Genomic DNA, 16,796 nt, shown 5'->3' on the forward strand with positions numbered 1-16,796 from the left:
AAGATGAAAAAGCACATTCCCAATTTTGTCACCTGCTGCAACCTCTTCTCCGGCTGCGTCGCCACGGCCTTTGCCTTTGCAGGCGATGCGAAGCTGGCCCTGCTGTGCATCATCATCGGAGCGGTGTTCGACTTCTTCGACGGCATGACGGCACGGCTCCTCCGGGTCTCTTCTCCCATCGGCAAGGAACTGGACTCGCTGGCCGACGACATCACCTTCGGGCTGGCTCCGTCGGCCATCCTCTTCTCGCAGCTGCAGGTCATGGACTATCCTCAGTTCCTGGAGCCGCTGCGCTCCTGTCTGCCTTCCGTGGCTTTCGTCATGGCGGCATTCTCGGCGCTCCGCCTCGCCAAGTTCAATCTTGACGAGCGTCAGGCACTGGGCTTCATCGGGCTGCCGACTCCTGCCAACGCCCTCTTCTGGGGCTCGCTCATCGTGGGGCTCGGCGACAGACTGGAGGTCTGTCCCTGGGCGGTCCTCCTCGTCCTTGCCGGAATCTTCGTCAGCTCCTGGCTGCTGGTTGCCGAAATCCCGATGTTCGCATTGAAGTTCAAACACTGGGGATGGAAGGGCAACGAGGTGAAATACATCTTCCTTGCCACGTGCGTGCCCCTGCTGGTCGTCTTCGGCATCTCCTCGTTCGCCATCATCATCGCATGGTATGTAATCCTGTCGGCTATCGTAAAACCTTCCTCCGTCCAGCAATAGAGGATACAACCTGAAAGGACATGACGTTTATTGCTTTCCTGCTGAAGTTCGCTTTTTTCATCTTCATCGCCTTTCTGGCGATTCTCGTCTGGATCGCCTTCTCCTTTTACAGGCAATTGACCAGGGTGCGCCGGCAGTTTGATCCTTTCGCACAGCAGCAGGAAAGGAAAGAGGACGCTGGAAGCACCGTCATCGACAAGCGGACGGCGGAGCAGCGGAACAGGAAGGTCATCCCCGACAGCGAGGGCGAGTATGTCGACTTTACGGAGGTCGACGATCCCGGACGCTGAAACGGCGGAGGATTATTAAAAACAAAGCAATGGTCCTCACGGAGGCACCGTCTGTGCGTGGAGCAGCGGAGAGTATCTGAGAGTTTTATCAGCGTATTTGCTGGTGAGGATCGTGAATGGCGTTTATCCCGAAAATAAAGGAAATCCGTGCATTGCCTCTCTGTCGTTCTTTTGTGTCGTCGGCATCTCCGTGATGTTTTTCCTCTATTTTCTTCGCTTCTCTGTATGCCTTATTATGTGTTCTTCCGTTCAATGCGTGGATGCTTTTCGTATTGCTTCAACGGAAGAACCAAAGTTATTCATTAAACAAAGACATTGTCAAGACTGTCAACCGTCTGTTCTGTTATCATCCTCCGATACAAAAGCCTTTTCGTTTTCATACGTTGAAAAGACAGATAAGGTTTTGAAAAGTCATTACATGATTCCAAATGAATCATCTGTAAATATGGAAGACACGTACAAAAAGAAGGTCTGCAACCGGCAGTCAATCAATTGGTTATTCAGTCGTTTGTAAGAGGTGCTTGATTGGACTTCAAAAGGGCGTTGGTAACACCTCAAGAGAGCACCTGTTGGAAGTCAATCAGGCACCTTTCAGGAGCCAGAAGAGCATGTCTCAGCTTGGGTTGCATGAAAACAGTTTACAAACACCGATAATATGGCAATAAGTTGTTTGTAGAAGACGGAAAGACATACTGATGGATAAACATCGTGTCTATTTACTTTTTCTGAATTTTATCCTGTAGTTTATCCCCCTTTGTAAGACCATCTGATTTTGCATGGTCATACCCTGTAAGTGTATAAGCCTTTATCCTGTTTCCAATCTATCCATTTAACGGAAGAACATTGTTATGCAGTGAGGTCTGTCTCGTGTATTGATGGCTTTGATGGAATATCACATAGAGGCATGGAGCTGTTGGAGAAGTAAAAAGTTAAGAGAGTGAAAAGGTAAACATGGTTCTGTCTTTCTGCCGTCTTCCCCTCTGCTCTCCGCTTCTCCGTGCTCATTATGTAGCAGACTTACTTTATCACTCCATATTTCGGGAGAACCCTTTTTGATGGATGCAATATAGTGGACAAACCTCAAACCTCAAATCTCAAACCTCAAATCTCAAACCTCATTATGTAGCAGGCTTACTTTATCACTCCCTGTTTCGGAAAAACCTTTTTTATAGAAGATACCTTGAGATCCGGCAGACAGGAACAGGGGCGGAATCTGTCTGCCTGGAAGCGGGATTCTCTGCCTGCTCTCCGTCCGTCGACACAAAAAAAGGCGGGTCTCACGACTCGCCCTGTGAATTTAATCAGTAACAGGTCTGCACCTTATGGGAGGCTGATCGCCTCGTTGGGGCAGACAGATGCGCAAGTGCCACACTCTGTGCACGCGTCTGCATCAATCTTGTAGATGTCGCCCTCGGAGATGGCTCCTACCGGACATTCATCGATACATGTACCGCAAGCGATACAGTCATTACCAATTACGTAAGCCATAATGTTCTTGTTTTATGATGTGAATAATGTTTTTGTATTACAAACAGGCTTGATACCTAACTTTGATGGTGCAAAGATAGAAAGAATTTCCGTAATACCTAAATATTGTGAGCGGAATTGTAAATATTTAGACGGCATAAAAATAGAAAATCCCGGCTCTGCCGCCCCTCCCTTCCTTTTGTCTCAGGCGTTCCCGGCAGGGGCTGCCCGCCGGAGAACCGCCCGTGTGCGGCCGCTCTTCTCTCACCTCACAAGCACATACAGCAGCGACATGTACAGCTGGACACCGATGACGTAGGCCGGAACCAGATGGGCGGCGACCACAAGGCCGCTCACCAGGACACGGTGCATGGCGGCTACGCTGTCTACCGTGCCGCTCGCCACGCCGTACGACAGCGACATGATGACAAGGACGGACGACAGCGAGGGGATGAGGCTGGAGGAGAAGGCGCTGGGGAAGAGATGTCCCGTCACGCTCAGGAGGATGGCATGGGGAACGGCCGTGAGCAGCAGCATGATGACGGCATAGACCAGCAGCTCCAGCAGCGCTAGGCGCAGTCCCACCCGCTCCCGGTAGTGGAGGGCCGTGCGTCCGCCGTCCGCCGTCTTCCCGTGTGCCAGCTCCTTCATCCGTGTGCGGAAGGCCGCATAGAGGCGGCTGCTGACGCACGCCCCCGCCGCCATCGCCGCCATGATCAGTGCCACCAGCAGCGGCGACAGCTGGTTGTCGGAGAAGCATCCGAAGAACCAGCGGATGCCCTCGCTGCTGAGCAGGGAGCGGATGGGCAGCTCGGGGAAAGCGGCCGTCAGCACCCACGAGAGCAGGATCAGTGCCAGCTGGGCGGTGAGCAGCACGAGGACGAGCCAGCCTAACTTACTCTTCATCCGCATGGAGGTTGTCGATGTCGATGATGCGCAGCTCCAGTGCCCGTACGACGAGGCGGGTCGCATTGACGCTCATGCCGTTGTTGCCGTCGGGGAAGAGTTTCTGCACGAGTTCGTTCTGCCGTTTCTCCAGGCTCTTCACGCCGAAGGGCATCCCGCGCAGGTTGGTGATCTGCTCCTTGGTGTAGCCGAGGGCAAGATGGCGGAGGAAGCGCTCGTCGTACTCGTCGATCTCGTAGCCTACCATCGCCTCCTGGTGCATGAGCATGCTGCTGACGCTCTGCTTGAACCTGCCCACGATCTTCTCGAGGATGGGCTGGTTGAACACCATGCGCTTGCCCGACATGACGCTGGCCACGTCGCCCCGCGTCAGGAGCTCGCCGCTCTTGAGGCAGATGCCGTCGGCGCCGGCGTCGAGCACGTCGACCCACAGTTTCTCGTTCAGTATCTCGCCCGTGAAGATGAGCACCTTCACGTTGGGATAGGTCTGCTTGGTCTGCCGGCAGATTTCCACGCCGACCGTCGTCGAACCGCCCAGGCCGAGGTCGAGCAGTACGAGGTCGGGCAGCTGCCGCTTGATGAGTTTCCAGTAGGCCGGTTCACTCTCGGCCGTCCCGATGATCTCGGCTTCCGGGATTTCGTTTCTGAAGATGCCTTCCGTCCCTTTCAGTTCCAGAGGGACATCCTCGACGATGATGACTCTAAAATTCTCCATACGTATCTTTCGTTTTTGTTTCTTGACTGGATTGCGAGAGGACGACCTTCACGCTCGTGCCGTCGGGCGTGGCCGTGGCCGATATGCCGCATCCCCGCCGGTTGGTCGCCTCGCCGTTGTCGCGGACGATCTGGCGGCAGATGAATGACATCAGATGGTCGGCGGAGGGCTGGAACAGCTGCCGGCACGCCTCGTCCGACAGGTGGAGTGCGGACATCAGGACGTGCAGGGTGACATAGCCCGGCTGCCCCTCCCCGGCGCTGACCGTGAGGGGACGGCTGTGGTTGCTCTGGTACAGGATATCGAAGAGGTAGGCGATGAGGACCGGGTCGCCGCTGACGGGCGGCACCGCAGGGACGGGAGCCGTCAGCTTCGCCGTGCTTACGAGTGCGGCGAGGTCCAGGGGACGTGCGATGAGCTTCACGCCTTCGACCTGGTGCATCGCCTGCTGGCTCAGGATCAGGTAGAGCTCCTTGTAGTAGACGGCCAGCTCGTCGATGCTGTCGAGCTGGTTTCCCGGCTGGTCCACGAGCTGCCGGATGCGCGAGGGATAGTACATCGTCTCGTGCTTGAGCGTCGACAGGCAGTTGTCGAGAATGCTGTTGCTGATGTGCAGGCGTTCGTTCTCGTATTCCGTACACCGCACCTCGTCCTCCAGCATCTCTATGTCGGCCTGGCTCTTCTGGTCCTCCTCGACCGATGCGAGGAGGGCGTCTCTGATCTGCGTGACGATGGCAAGCAGGCGCGGCGGGAACCGGTCGCTCGCCGCGCGTTCCACCTCCCGGAGCTTCTCCTGCACGTCCATGTCGCTGAGGAGGATGGTGTTGATGCTCTTCACCCGTTCCAGGCAGAACTGATAGGACAGTCGGCGGCGGTAGTACATCACATAGTAGACCGGGAAGATGGACAGCAGGAAGAGGATGAGCAGGGCGACGGCGACGTTCTTGTTCGTCTCCGACTTCATCATCATCCGGCAGTACTCGCCCAGCGACCTGTCGGCGTAGCGCTCCTTGAAAAGGTGGGTATAGACGGAGTTGTTGTACCGGTAGAGGTCCCACTCGTGCAGGGCCAGTGCCGCCACCGCGCTCTCGTTGCGGATGTCGAGGATGACGGCGTAGTCCATCGGTATGCCTTCCTGTATCCACCTGATCTCCGCCGGGACATTGGGGAGGCTGCCTGTGCGCAGCATCAGGTCCTTCCCCTTGGGGCGCAGGCGGCGGTAGAGCTGGTTGATGTAGTACCGGCAGGTATCGGCATAGGCGAGGGTCTGGCTGTAGGAGCCGTTGATGTTGGAGAAGTAAGCCGAATCGGCATAGATGCCGGCAAGGGTGCTGTAGTCGTGGCGCGCCAGTGCCGCCGCCTTGTCGATGGCTCTGACGGGACGGGCGGAGGCGGCCGTCAGGCCGCAGACGGCGGACAGGAGGAGCACCGCCATGCGGCTGATGCCCTTCGGCAGGCGGAAGAAGAAGCGGCTCCCTCGGCCTTCCCGGCTCTCTACGCCGATCCGGCAGACGGAAAAGATCTGGCTGATCTTGCGGTATTTGTTGATGATGCCGTTGCAGTTCATCAGTCCGAAGCCGTGCGACGTGCAGTCGCCCTGGTCGCGGATGGGCTTGTAGTCGAAGATGTGTGCCTGCTGTGTCTCGCTGAGTCCGCAGCCGGTATCGGCGACGGAGATTTCCACATAGCCCTCTTCCTCGGCCGCACGGATGGTCACCCGGCCCCCTCGTCCGGTGAACTTGCGGGCATTGTCGGCGAGGGTGTTGACCATGAAGAGCGTCAGCACACGGTCGGCCTTGACGACGGCGCCGGTGTCTTCTACCCGGAGGTCTATGCCTTTCATCTGGAAACCCATGCGCCCTTTCTTCACGATGTCGAACACCTGCTGTACGGGGAAGCTCTCGATGTGCAGTGACAGGCGTCCCTGCCGGAGCTGTATCCACTGGGTGAGGACCGTGTTCAGTTCGTTGATCTTGTCGGTCAGTTCGCAGATATAGGTGTAGCGTTCCGCTTTCAGCGTTTCGCTCTCACCGCCTTTCTTCAGCCTTCCGATCTCGTGGAGCATCCGGTCGATGAGGGGGATGACGCTGTTGACAAGCGACACCTTCGCCCGCTGCTCGAGGTTCTTGCGCCGGTTGTCGACGAGGTGGAGCCGGCAGAGGTCGAGCTGTTCGGCGATTTCGCCGTACTTTTCCGTCATCGCCGCCCTGTGCTGCCCGTTCTGTCTGCGCCACTGTTCGAGCGGGAGCAGGAGGTCGTCCAGCGAACTGCGCCGGTCGCTGCGCCGCCGAAGATAGTGGAAGAGGACAAGCAGGGCGAGGACGATGAGGATGGACAGTCCTACGGCGGCGATGATGAGGTTGAGCTGCTGGGAGGTGCGGTCCAGCTGCTCGGCGCGCGACGCAAGGTAACGGTCCTGGCGGGTCTCGTCCTGCAGGTCGAGGTAGATGTTGCGGTTGTAGTCGCTCTGCTGCTTGTTGTTGATGGCGGAGTACGTCACGCTGAGCTGCTCGCGGATGGAGGCGACGAGGTCGGGGGCCTGGCGGATGGCGGGGTTGTCGTTCAGTGCCTTCTGCAGGCAGATGATGGCGGAGCGGTAGTCCTTGATCTGCCAGTAGCAGGAGGCCAGCGTACGGTAGGAGCCGGCGGTCTGGTAGACGTCGCCGTACTTCCGGAAGATGTTGAGCGACCGCTGCACCAGGTTGCCTGCCAGCAGGCTGTCGGGCATGTTGTCGAGGTTGAGGAACTGGAACGACGGCAGGTTGTCGCGCATCAGCGTCCTGCGGCTGCGGTCGTTGACGAGGTGCTCGCTGAGTGCCTGCAGCGAGTTGGCCTCCCAGTAGGGATAGCCGTGCTGGCGGGCGAGCATGTAGCAGCGCATGAGGTAGTCGAACTCGCGCTGGCTGACGGCTTCCTGTGTCCCGGTGGTGAAGATGCCGCCTGCGCCGATGTTGTAGTAGTAGTCCAGCAGCTGCGCCATGTCGGTCTGTATCTCGCCGTCGGGATTGATCTGCCGGATGGCCTTGACGGAAGGCTGTTCCAGTCCCACATAATAATAATAGGTGGAGGTGACGATGGCGAACTCTGTCCGCGCATACACCATGCGGCGCCGCTGGCGGGCGGAGAGCAGGCTCTCGTCCTCCTCGATGCGGTGGAGCCGCTTCTGTGCCTTCTCGTAGTAGTCGTAGAACTCCTTGTTGAGCGACTCGCGCTGGCAGAGACGCATGAGCTGGATGTCCGCCACCAGAAGCTCCACCTGGTTGTCGGTGATCTGGAGTACGGAGTCGAGCTTGGCAAAGGCTTCCGTGAAGCGCATCTTCATCAGGTCGGCGAACGCCAGGTTGTTCAGGGCCTCTGCCCGTCCGGCATCGTACCGCTTCGCCAGCCTGTACGCCCGCCGGGCATACAGGTCGACCGAGTCGAGGCTGCGGTAATGGAAGGCGTAGGCCTTGTCGTTGCAGGCATCCACCTCCTGCTGGTGGGGGATGCTGCATGCCGTCAGCAGCAGGCACAGGCCTGCCGCCCATCCTGCTGCCGTTCTGTATAGCCTTCTTTTCTTCATCTGTCTTGTTTCGCCTTGCTGACTTTCTTCTGTGAAATTGAAGGCAAATATACAAAACTTTTCCCAAACGGCGGACTGCCGGCGGGAGAATCTTCCTGTGCCCGCCCTCTCCGGCTCTGTGGACCGGTACAGGTCTGTGTCTGGCCGGAATCCTTAGGGGCAGGTGGATAATGATGTCGCACAGGATTTCACGGCATCGCTGAATCCTTGCGGGCAGGAGGATGCGGGATGTGTCCTGGACTTTGCCGCACCGCCGGTCAGACATGAACATCGTGAACATTCCGTGAATATCCGTATGTTCAGAAGGAATCTTCCGTGTTTCCCGGATGCCGTCCGGACGGGTAGGGGAGACGGACCGGTTCCGCCGGAAAGCGGCCTTTTGGGGGATGCGGAACGATTTTATGAAAAATGTAACCTGATTATTTTGAGTTCTCCTTATTTATCTTTATATTTGCATTATAATAAATTAAATCCAATCTATATATGAATGACAAGAAGCTGATGAACCGCGCGGCAGACAACATCAGAATCCTCGCAGTGTCAATGGTTGAGAAAGCCAGATCAGGTCATCCGGGAGGTGCCATGGGCGGTGCAGACTTTATCAATGTCCTTTTCTCTGAATTCCTCGTCTACGATCCGGACCGGCCGGAATGGGCAGGACGCGACCGTTTCTATCTCGATCCGGGACACATGTCGCCGATGCTCTATGCGGCGCTGACGCTCCAGAGAAAATTCACTGTCGACGACATCAGGCAGTTCCGCCAGTGGGGATCGGTCACGCCAGGCCACCCGGAACGCGATCTGGCACACGGCATAGAAAACTCGTCGGGGCCGCTTGGACAGGGACATGCCTATGCGGCAGGAGCCGCCGTGGCGGAGAAGTTCCTCGAGGCACGCCTCGGGCATACCATGATGCAGCACAAGATATACGCCTACATCTCCGACGGCGGCGTCCAGGAAGGCGTCAGCGCAGAAGTCGGAAGACTGGCAGGCGCATTGGGCCTGGACAACCTCATCATGTTCTATGATTCCAATGACATCCAGCTCTCTACCGAATGCGGTGCCGTCATGGCGGAAGATACGGCCATGAAATACCGGGCATGGGGATGGAACGTCATGAAGATTGACGGCAACGACCCCGATGCCATCCGGGAGGCACTCGCCGCTGCCAACAGGGAAGAGAACCGCCCCACCCTCATCATCGGTGACACCGTCATGGCCAAAGGCGCACGCCAGGCCGACGGCAGCAGCTACGAACACAGCATAAAGACACACGGCGCACCGCTCGGAGGCGATGCCTATATAAATACGGTGAGAAACCTCGGCGGCGACCCTGACGACCCGTTCAGAATCTTCCCCGAAGTACAGCAGCTCTACGACGACCGTGCTGCCGAACTCCGGAAAATCGTGGCGGAACGCCATGCCGCGGAGGCCGGCTGGGAAAAGGAGAATCCGGAGAAAGCGGCACAGATGCGGCAGTGGTTCTCGGGCAAGGCGCCGGAGATCGACTGGAGCGGTCTTGTGCAGAAGCGTGACATCCCGACACGCAACGGATCGGCAGCCTGCCTCGGCCTGCTGGCAGAACAGGTGCCGAACATGATCGTGTCGTCTGCCGACCTCAGCAACTCCGACAAGACCGACGGCTTCCTCAAGCACACGCATTCCTTCGTCCGCGGCGACTTCAGCGGCGCCTTCTTCCAGGCCGGTGTGAGCGAACTGGCCATGGCATGTATGTGCATCGGCATGATGCTCCATGGCGGTGTCGTCACGGCAATGGGTACTTTCTTCGTCTTCTCCGACTACATGAAGCCGGCCATCCGCATGGCGGCCCTCATGCAGGTGCCCGTGAAGTTCGTGTGGAGCCACGATGCGTTCCGTGTCGGCGAGGACGGCCCTACCCACGAACCTGTCGAACAGGAGGCGCAGATCCGCCTGATGGAGAAGCTGCAGAACCATGCCGGACAGGATTCCGTCCGTGTGCTCCGCCCTGCCGACAGCGATGCGGCGACCGTCTGCTGGCAGATGGCCATGGAGAATACTGACACGCCGACGGCCCTCATCTTCTCCCGGCAGAACGTGAAGAGCCTGCCGGAAGGAACCGACTACCAGCTGACCCGCAGGGGGGCATACATCGTGAAAGGCTCTGACGAACCGTTCGATGTGATTCTCCTCGCCAGCGGATCAGAAGTGGCCACCTGTCTCGACGGAGCGGAGCTTCTGCGCAGGGACGGACTGAAAGTGCGGGTCGTCAGTGCTCCGTCGGAAGGGCTCTTCCGCCGGCAGAGCAAGGAGTATCAGGAGCAGGTACTTCCGGAGGATGCAAGGATCTTCGGTCTCACGGCCGGCCTCCCCGTGACGCTCGAGGGAATGGTCGGTGCACACGGCATGGTGTATGGTCTCAACAGCTTCGGCTTCTCCGCTCCTTACAAGGTGCTGGATGAGAAACTGGGCTTCACCGCCGAGAATGTATACAGACAAGTGAAAGAATTTTTAGCATAGACGTTTAACCTGGGCCTTTCGTCCGCCGGAGGCGGACGGAAGGACTCATAAAACCTAAACAGCTTATGGAAATTAAGACAGTAGGAGTTGCCTGCGACCACGCAGGCTATCCGTTGAAGCAGTTCGTCATCCAGTATCTGGAAGAACACAAGTACCCATATAAAGACTTCGGTTGCAACAGCGACCTGAGCTGTGACTATCCCGACTACGCCCATCCGCTGGCTGAGGCTGTCGAGAAGGGTGAGGTCTATCCGGGCATCGCCATCTGCGGAAGCGGCGAGGGAATGGCGATGACACTCAACAAGCATCAGGGGGTGCGCGCCGGACTGGCATGGAACAAGGATGTTGCCGAACTGATACGCCAGCACAACGATGCCAATGTCCTGGTACTCCCGGGCCGGTTCATCGACAACAAGACCGCCGGAAAAATTCTCGATGAGTTCTTCAAGGCTGGATTCGAGGGCGGCAGACACGAACGGCGTGTCAAGAAGATTGCCATGCAGCAAGGATAGAAAGCTGACCGGCAGGCGGACTCAGGCAGAGGGCGGAGGCTGCCCTCTGCCCTTTGGGTGAGGCTGAGCAGCCGGTCAAATGGCTGGTCCAGCCGGCAGAGGCAGAAGTTTGTCCTCTGCCCTTTGAGTGAGGCCGAAGCGGCCGGTCAAATGTCTCTGATCCGGCTGACGGCGACTGCGAGTTCTTCCTCTGCCCTTTGGGTGAGGCCGAAGCGGCCGGTCAAATGTCTGATTCGGCTGGCGGCGACTGCGAGTTCTTCCTGTGTACTTTTAACGGCGTCAGAATGCGAACTGACGGCCAGACGACTTTTAGTCTGTAAGTTAAGACTCTCTGAAGGCAAACAGTCCATTTCTTTACTTGCAAGCGAGTTTAGGAATGGGCTTTTCCTGTGGTGATTCCTCTGTAAAGCTCCTTGGTATAGCTTCCCTCCCCAAAAAACTCTGCCAAAAGGAAATCCCTCCCAGTCCCAAAAAGGAAACTCCCCTCCCCGAAGGAGGCAACTGCCTGACGGAAGTAACTTGGGATAATGCCAACTGCCGTTTATCCACGCTTATTCCCGCTTATCCACGCCCATTCCCGCCTATTATCGCCCATTCCCGCCCATTCCCGCATCTCCTTACCCGTTCTCGCCTATATCTCCCTTATCCTCCCCGTTCCCTCCTTACTGCTTCTTCCTCTTCATTCCCTCTTCATTCTCTCTTCATTCTCTCTTCATTCTCGTCTATTCCCGCCTATCCCTGCTTTTCCTCACCCATTCCCAACCTACCGCTTCTTCCCACTCGTTTCCTCCTTACGGCTTATGCTTGTCAAGAGGTTGTAGATTTTAAAGTCTCTTTGCGAGAGAGTTTACTCTTCAATCAACAGAATGGGACAGGCTGACATTCTTCATGACAAAATGGTTAAAAAGTGTTTTAATCCTCAAAACGCCTGTCTCAAATTTCACATTCTCGAGAATTATTCCTACCTTTGCACCGCTTTTCACAAGGAAGCAGGAACGCTTTACGGTTCCTTTTATGGAGAGATGGTAGAGTGGTCGATTACAACGGTCTTGAAAACCGTCGTACCGAGAGGTACCGGGGGTTCGAATCCCTCTCTCTCCGCAAACAAGGGTGTAAATCAACGGGTTACGTGATTTACACCCTTTATTACACCCGAATTTTCTATTACCTAAGAAAACTTATAGCATTTCCTTTATTACAATATCCGTTTGTTTTTGTGAAAGTAATAATTATCACATATACAATTATGATTTACGGATATATCAGAGTTAGCAGCGATAAGCAAACAGTAGAGAATCAACGCTTCGAGATTAGCAACTTTTGTAAACATCAAAATCTTTCAATTGACGATTGGATAGAGGAAACTATCAGTGGTACAAAGAACTATAGCAAACGGGAACTCGGCAGATTACTCAAAAAGGTAGGAAAGGACGATATTATTATTTGTAGCGAGCTATCACGTCTTGGCAGGAATCTCTTTATGATTATGGAAATACTGAACATCTGCATGACTAAGGAATGCAGAGTCTGGACTATCAAAGACAACTATCGCCTTGGGGATGATATTCAGAGCAAAGTTCTCGCTTTTGCATTCGGACTATCGGCAGAGATTGAGCGTAACCTTATCAGCCAACGCACAAAAGAAGCGTTGGCGAGAAAGAAAGCTGAGGGTATTGTACTTGGTCGTCCTAAAGGTCGCAAAAGCTCCCCCGACAAATACAAACTTTCTGGTAAGGAAGTTCTCATATCAGAGTTGTTGAAGAATGGTACATCCCTTCGAAAAATAGCGAAGATTTGCAAGGTTGATAGGAATACCCTTGCACGGTTTATTAGACTCAAAAGATTGGTAGAAAACTAATGAGCGATTTTGTGCGGCAACAAGATACCATTTGTGACTTTTCAACATCGGATAGTTGGGTCGTGCTTTCACCGATTGAGCAAAGCATTAAAAAGAAGATAGAAGCAATAGGCACACCATTGAAAGATTGGGATATCCAAATCAACTATGGCATAAAGACAGGCTGTAACGAGGCTTTTATAATATCGACAGAGAAAAGGAAAGAAATCCTTGATAACTGTCAAACTGAGGACGAACGCAAAAGAACGGCTGAACTTATTCGACCTATTCTGCGAGGCAGGGATATAAAGAGATATGGATATGTTGACAATGAATTATTCCTAATCAATACTCACAATGGCATAAAGGGCAAACTCCTACGTATTAATATCAATGACTATCCTGCTGTAAAGGCACATTTAGACCAATATTGGGATAAAATATCTGTTCGTTCGGATAAAGGAGATACACCATATAATCTCCGTAACTGCGCTTATTTGGACTTATTTTTTCAGCCACATATATGCTGGAAAGCTGTAGGGCGTAATCTTTCATTTGCAAAAGTTGATAGCGGAATATTTTTAACAGCCCCAGCAAGTTTCATCTCGGCAGGAGAATACAATGATTATTTGTTGGCATTACTATGTTCAGATGTTAGTAAATATTTTATTTTTAAGAACAGTGATACAACAGGCGCTGGCGATATTATGCTTAATATCCAATCGCTCATTAAATTTCCAATACCTATAGATTTTGACATGAAATATATATCTAAAATCCTCAACATGCCTAATAAAGAGGAAATGGTAAATTTGTATGTTAAACAGTTGTATGGATTTAGTTATGACGAATGGGAATATATAACAACATATCGGATTTGATAACACGCTACGAACAGGGAGAATTAGAAAGCTCCCTGTTCTATAAAATTAAGCTCGTCTGCATTCAAATTATACCATGAACAAACTGCACGATTAATTTTTTCTTCTAATTCAGAATTGCATTTATTTATATTGTATTCCACAGCTTTAATGATATAATCTATTTCATTCTGTGGTAATTTGGGAATTGGGAAGTTCTTAACATATTGTGCAAGCATTCTAAACTGTCTTTCTTGTAACTGTGAAACATATAGTTTTGTAAGGAAGCGTCCCATCTTGGAATTAATAACACCAAGAATAAAGCGCACATCTTCCGTATTACTACTAATGATGTATGCAGTATTTAATACTATTTTGTTGCTATTATCATAGGAAAAACATGGGAATAGATAGCCTTCTTTTTCATTATCTGTTTGTATTTCCATATATACAATCTTTGGCTTAGAAAAATCCTCCCAATAACTGATACTATCCTGTGTCTCAAACCATTTATTATGGGTTTTCTTACGGGCTTTCACTTTCTCACCATTTACAATATGCGTTTTACCTGTTTGCTCCAACCTTTCAATACCGAAAGAAAGTAAGTATTGTTTAACTGCTGGGTACTCATCAATACTGTAATGGCGTGAGGGGAAAGTGGCAATAAGCCATAGTTCAGCCCACTCATACCCATATCTCTTAATATCCCTGCCTCGCAGAATAGGTCGAATAAGTTCAGCCGTTCTTGTCCGCTCGTCATCAGTTTGGCAATTTGCCAATATCTCATCACGCTTTTCGGTATTGATAATAAAGGCCTCATTGCAACCTGTCAGCACACCACGATAGATGTTTATATTCCAATCTCTCAATGGCGTACCAACAGCTTCTATTTTCTTTTTGATGCTTTGTTCAATAGGTGAAAGAACCACCCAACTGTCAGACGAGCCAAAGTCGCAAACGGAGTTCTGTTGCCGCACAAAATCGCTCAAATTCTTTACACTATCTTTATTCTGCTTATTGGTAATGGCGCAGGTTGTTTTATGCTGGTTATTAGACCTTGAGATAAGTAAGATATTTGTGTCAACAGTAGCACTCTCAAAGATCTTCACTCCAGCAAAGTCTATAAGCAGTAATGGGTTTGTCTTATTTGCAAAGAAGTCTCTTGTCTTCTCTCCATATCCTGCACGCATCCATTTGTTGGACGTAATATAGCATAAGTGCCCATCTTTCTTCAATAGCTGCCATCCACGTTCATAGAACAGACAATAGATATCACCTGTACGTGCAAAGGTGAAATATCCACACCCTTCATACAGTTTCGCTAATTCTCCACCATTATTTTGAAGTTGTATGTATGGCGGATTGCCAATGACGATATCAAAACCATCAGCTACTCCGAACATCCATTCTGGGTCAAAGAATGAGCTTGTATCATTCTGGTCGTATGGATTCCATTCTGCAAGTTGTTTGGCATCATCAGATGCAAAGTTATTCTCATCAGATAAAAGTTCTATTAGTTCTTCGCGTAAGGCTAAATCCTTCTCTCTTAAGCGGTGTTTTGTAGAAGTCGACTTAGCAGAAAAATGTAGATGACGTATCTGATGTAATTCTTTCTTTATTGACTCTATCTCCTCACTTTTAAAGAGGTTTAACTGACGATCTTCCTTCTTCTTTGCAATAAGTGAGTTTGCTGAAACAAAATTAGTTTCAAGGTTAGGCAATGTTGGGATGCCGAAGTTTGGTTTAGAGGCATCTTTCTCACAATTACATATTAAGGAAATGAAGAAGCGCAGTTTTGTTATCTGTGCTGCAATACTCTGTATATCACAGCCGTATAGGCAGTTCTCTATAACAGACAGTTTGAGTTCATAAATATCTTCATTAGGTGATATTCGTTCAAGGATGTCAATTATTCTGTTTAACAGTCCCATAGGAAAAGCACCAGAGCCACAAGCAGGGTCAAGTATCTTGACAGCCTTTAGTTTGTCAGCAATCTTTAGATATTCATTACTCTTTGCTTTGTCAAAAGTGAAATCATAAGAAAAAAGTGAACGAACAAAGTCATTGTTTCCCAAATAGGCAATGAGACTTTCATCAACCATATAATTGACAATCTCACGTGGTGTATAGAATGAGCCACTTTGGTTGCGTGCCGTCTCTTTTGTTTCTGGGTTATAGGCACCCAACAAGTTTTCGAAGACTTTACCTAAGAGTTCAGGGTCAAGTGCTACCTGCTGTTCCTCAGGTGAGTTCTCCTCAATAGTAAAGTTATATCGGCTCAGAATGGAGAGCAATCCTTTCTCTGGTTCAAAGAAAAGAATGTTCGGAACTACAGCACGATGCTTGTATCGACCATCCGCAAAACGAGCATCATTACGACTGAACCCATCAAAATTATAGCATTGTTCAACACCATCAATATAGCGTGTCTTATCTAAACACTCAAAGAGGCCTCCATTCAAGAACGGAACTTCAGAGAAGAGGTTGACAATTTCCTGTTCGCTGATAGAGAACATTTCAGCGTATCTATATAGTGTCTTGACATCTCGTTTAGTTGAAGTGGCAAATTTACGTGTATTGCCATTCTCGTCCTCAATGGCACAATTCAAGGTAGCAAAGAAAAGATTCTGGAGAATAGCATTATAATAGTTACCGACAGTCGTGCTATATGGGTCGAACTCTTTCAGTATTGTTGAAAGATATTCAATATCAAAGATTCGGTTTGGCACCAATTCTTTCTGTTTGATAAACCATACGAACATAATACGGGTTATCATACGTATAACCTTCTTTTCTACATCGTCCCTATCATCATCTTCCGTAGTTATATTATTAGGGAAGGTTACCTGAGTAGAGTCGTCTATAGCCCACTGATACCACTCAAACAAGTCTTTGTAGAATTGTTTGGTGAGTGTCTCAACAGAAAAGGCCTCGGTGATGTCAGTTAAAGCTTGTTTACTTTCTTTCAACTTTCCAAACTGCTTTATAGCTGTGTGGCATCCACGTCCTTCTCCAAGCAAATAGGTATAACGTTTTGTATCAGTAGATATTTTTTCATATTCTCCCTGTTTGTTGAAGCCCCAAGTCTCGCTTACATAGGAGAAACGTAGTATGCTTTCATTCTTGCGATAGCAGAACATAAAAGCACCTGCATGATTGGTGCGCCAGTCCGTGGTGAGCATATCACGAATGCCACGCCGATTACGCTCTATATCTACATTGTCTGAGAGTTCTACTTCGTAAATGGCAATAGTCAAGCCATCTGACAATTTTATATAACCCAAGTTTAATGCTTCTTTAGCCAAATGACTGCTTACATGAACCTTTCCTGGACTATTATGAAAAGTAACCTTGTTCAGGAATATGTCATGAAGCAGTTGCTGCCATGATTCACGGTTATATTTTGATTCAATAATCTCTTTGTAATTCATTGTTCGATA

The 16,796-nt window shown here is 51.3% G+C and carries 11 protein-coding genes and 1 tRNA gene; 7 read left to right on the top strand and 5 right to left on the bottom strand.

From position 1 onward, the window contains the following. Positions 1–3 precede the first annotated feature (3 nt). On the top strand, positions 4–708 hold the full coding sequence (locus HMPREF9141_RS03505; protein ID WP_007367111.1) for a CDP-alcohol phosphatidyltransferase family protein: 705 nt from the start codon (positions 4–6) through the stop codon (positions 706–708). 20 nt (positions 709–728) lie between these two features. Continuing rightward, positions 729–998, top strand: a complete 270-nt coding sequence (locus HMPREF9141_RS03510) for a hypothetical protein (RefSeq protein ID WP_007367112.1) — start codon at positions 729–731, stop codon at positions 996–998. A 1,320-nt stretch (positions 999–2,318) separates the two neighbouring features. On the opposite strand, the gene fdxA is transcribed toward HMPREF9141_RS03510, so the two are convergent. The 4 genes from fdxA to HMPREF9141_RS03525 form a co-directional block, all read right to left on the bottom strand. Further along, positions 2,319–2,486: a 4Fe-4S ferredoxin gene (fdxA, locus tag HMPREF9141_RS12670; RefSeq protein ID WP_007367116.1), complete on the bottom strand. Its 168-nt coding sequence runs from the start codon at positions 2,484–2,486 to the stop codon at positions 2,319–2,321. Between the two features lie 243 nt (positions 2,487–2,729). Beyond that, entirely contained in the window at positions 2,730–3,371 is a 642-nt protein-coding gene (locus HMPREF9141_RS03515; RefSeq protein WP_007367118.1) for a hypothetical protein, read from the bottom strand. Next, the gene (locus HMPREF9141_RS03520) at positions 3,361–4,086 is read right to left on the bottom strand and encodes a DUF5932 domain-containing protein (protein ID WP_007367119.1); all 726 of its coding nucleotides are present in this window, start codon (positions 4,084–4,086) and stop codon (positions 3,361–3,363) included. The genes HMPREF9141_RS03515 and HMPREF9141_RS03520 overlap by 11 nt, the downstream gene beginning before the upstream one ends. Next, a complete protein-coding gene (locus tag HMPREF9141_RS03525; protein ID WP_007367120.1) occupies positions 4,073–7,648 on the bottom strand; it encodes a sensor histidine kinase in 3,576 nt (1,191 codons plus the stop codon). The genes HMPREF9141_RS03520 and HMPREF9141_RS03525 overlap by 14 nt, the downstream gene beginning before the upstream one ends. 483 nt (positions 7,649–8,131) lie before the next feature. Here HMPREF9141_RS03525 and HMPREF9141_RS03530 point away from each other — a divergent pair, with 483 nt between their 5' ends. From HMPREF9141_RS03530 to HMPREF9141_RS03555, 5 genes are all read left to right on the top strand, one after another. After that, positions 8,132–10,147, top strand: coding sequence for a transketolase family protein (locus HMPREF9141_RS03530; protein ID WP_007367122.1), 2,016 nt, complete (start codon positions 8,132–8,134; stop codon positions 10,145–10,147). Between the two features lie 65 nt (positions 10,148–10,212). After that, a complete protein-coding gene (locus tag HMPREF9141_RS03535) occupies positions 10,213–10,659 on the top strand; it encodes an RpiB/LacA/LacB family sugar-phosphate isomerase (protein WP_007367123.1) in 447 nt (148 codons plus the stop codon). A gap of 1,016 nt (positions 10,660–11,675) precedes the next feature. Next, positions 11,676–11,760 (top strand) — tRNA-Ser (locus HMPREF9141_RS03545). Between the two features lie 145 nt (positions 11,761–11,905). After that, on the top strand, positions 11,906–12,517 hold the full coding sequence (locus HMPREF9141_RS03550) for a master DNA invertase Mpi family serine-type recombinase (protein WP_040554192.1): 612 nt from the start codon (positions 11,906–11,908) through the stop codon (positions 12,515–12,517). After that, complete coding sequence (locus HMPREF9141_RS03555; protein ID WP_007367127.1) at positions 12,517–13,377, top strand: TaqI-like C-terminal specificity domain-containing protein; 861 nt, start codon at positions 12,517–12,519, stop codon at positions 13,375–13,377. The genes HMPREF9141_RS03550 and HMPREF9141_RS03555 overlap by 1 nt, the downstream gene beginning before the upstream one ends. 23 nt (positions 13,378–13,400) lie before the next feature. Here the strand turns inward: HMPREF9141_RS03555 and HMPREF9141_RS03560 are convergent, their stop codons facing one another. Beyond that, positions 13,401–16,787 (bottom strand): Eco57I restriction-modification methylase domain-containing protein, encoded by a 3,387-nt coding sequence (locus HMPREF9141_RS03560; RefSeq protein WP_007367128.1) that lies wholly within the window; start codon positions 16,785–16,787, stop codon positions 13,401–13,403. Positions 16,788–16,796: the final 9 nt, after the last annotated feature.

This window comes from Prevotella multiformis DSM 16608 (genome assembly GCF_000191065.1).
GTDB classification, from domain to species: Bacteria; Bacteroidota; Bacteroidia; order Bacteroidales; family Bacteroidaceae; genus Prevotella; species Prevotella multiformis.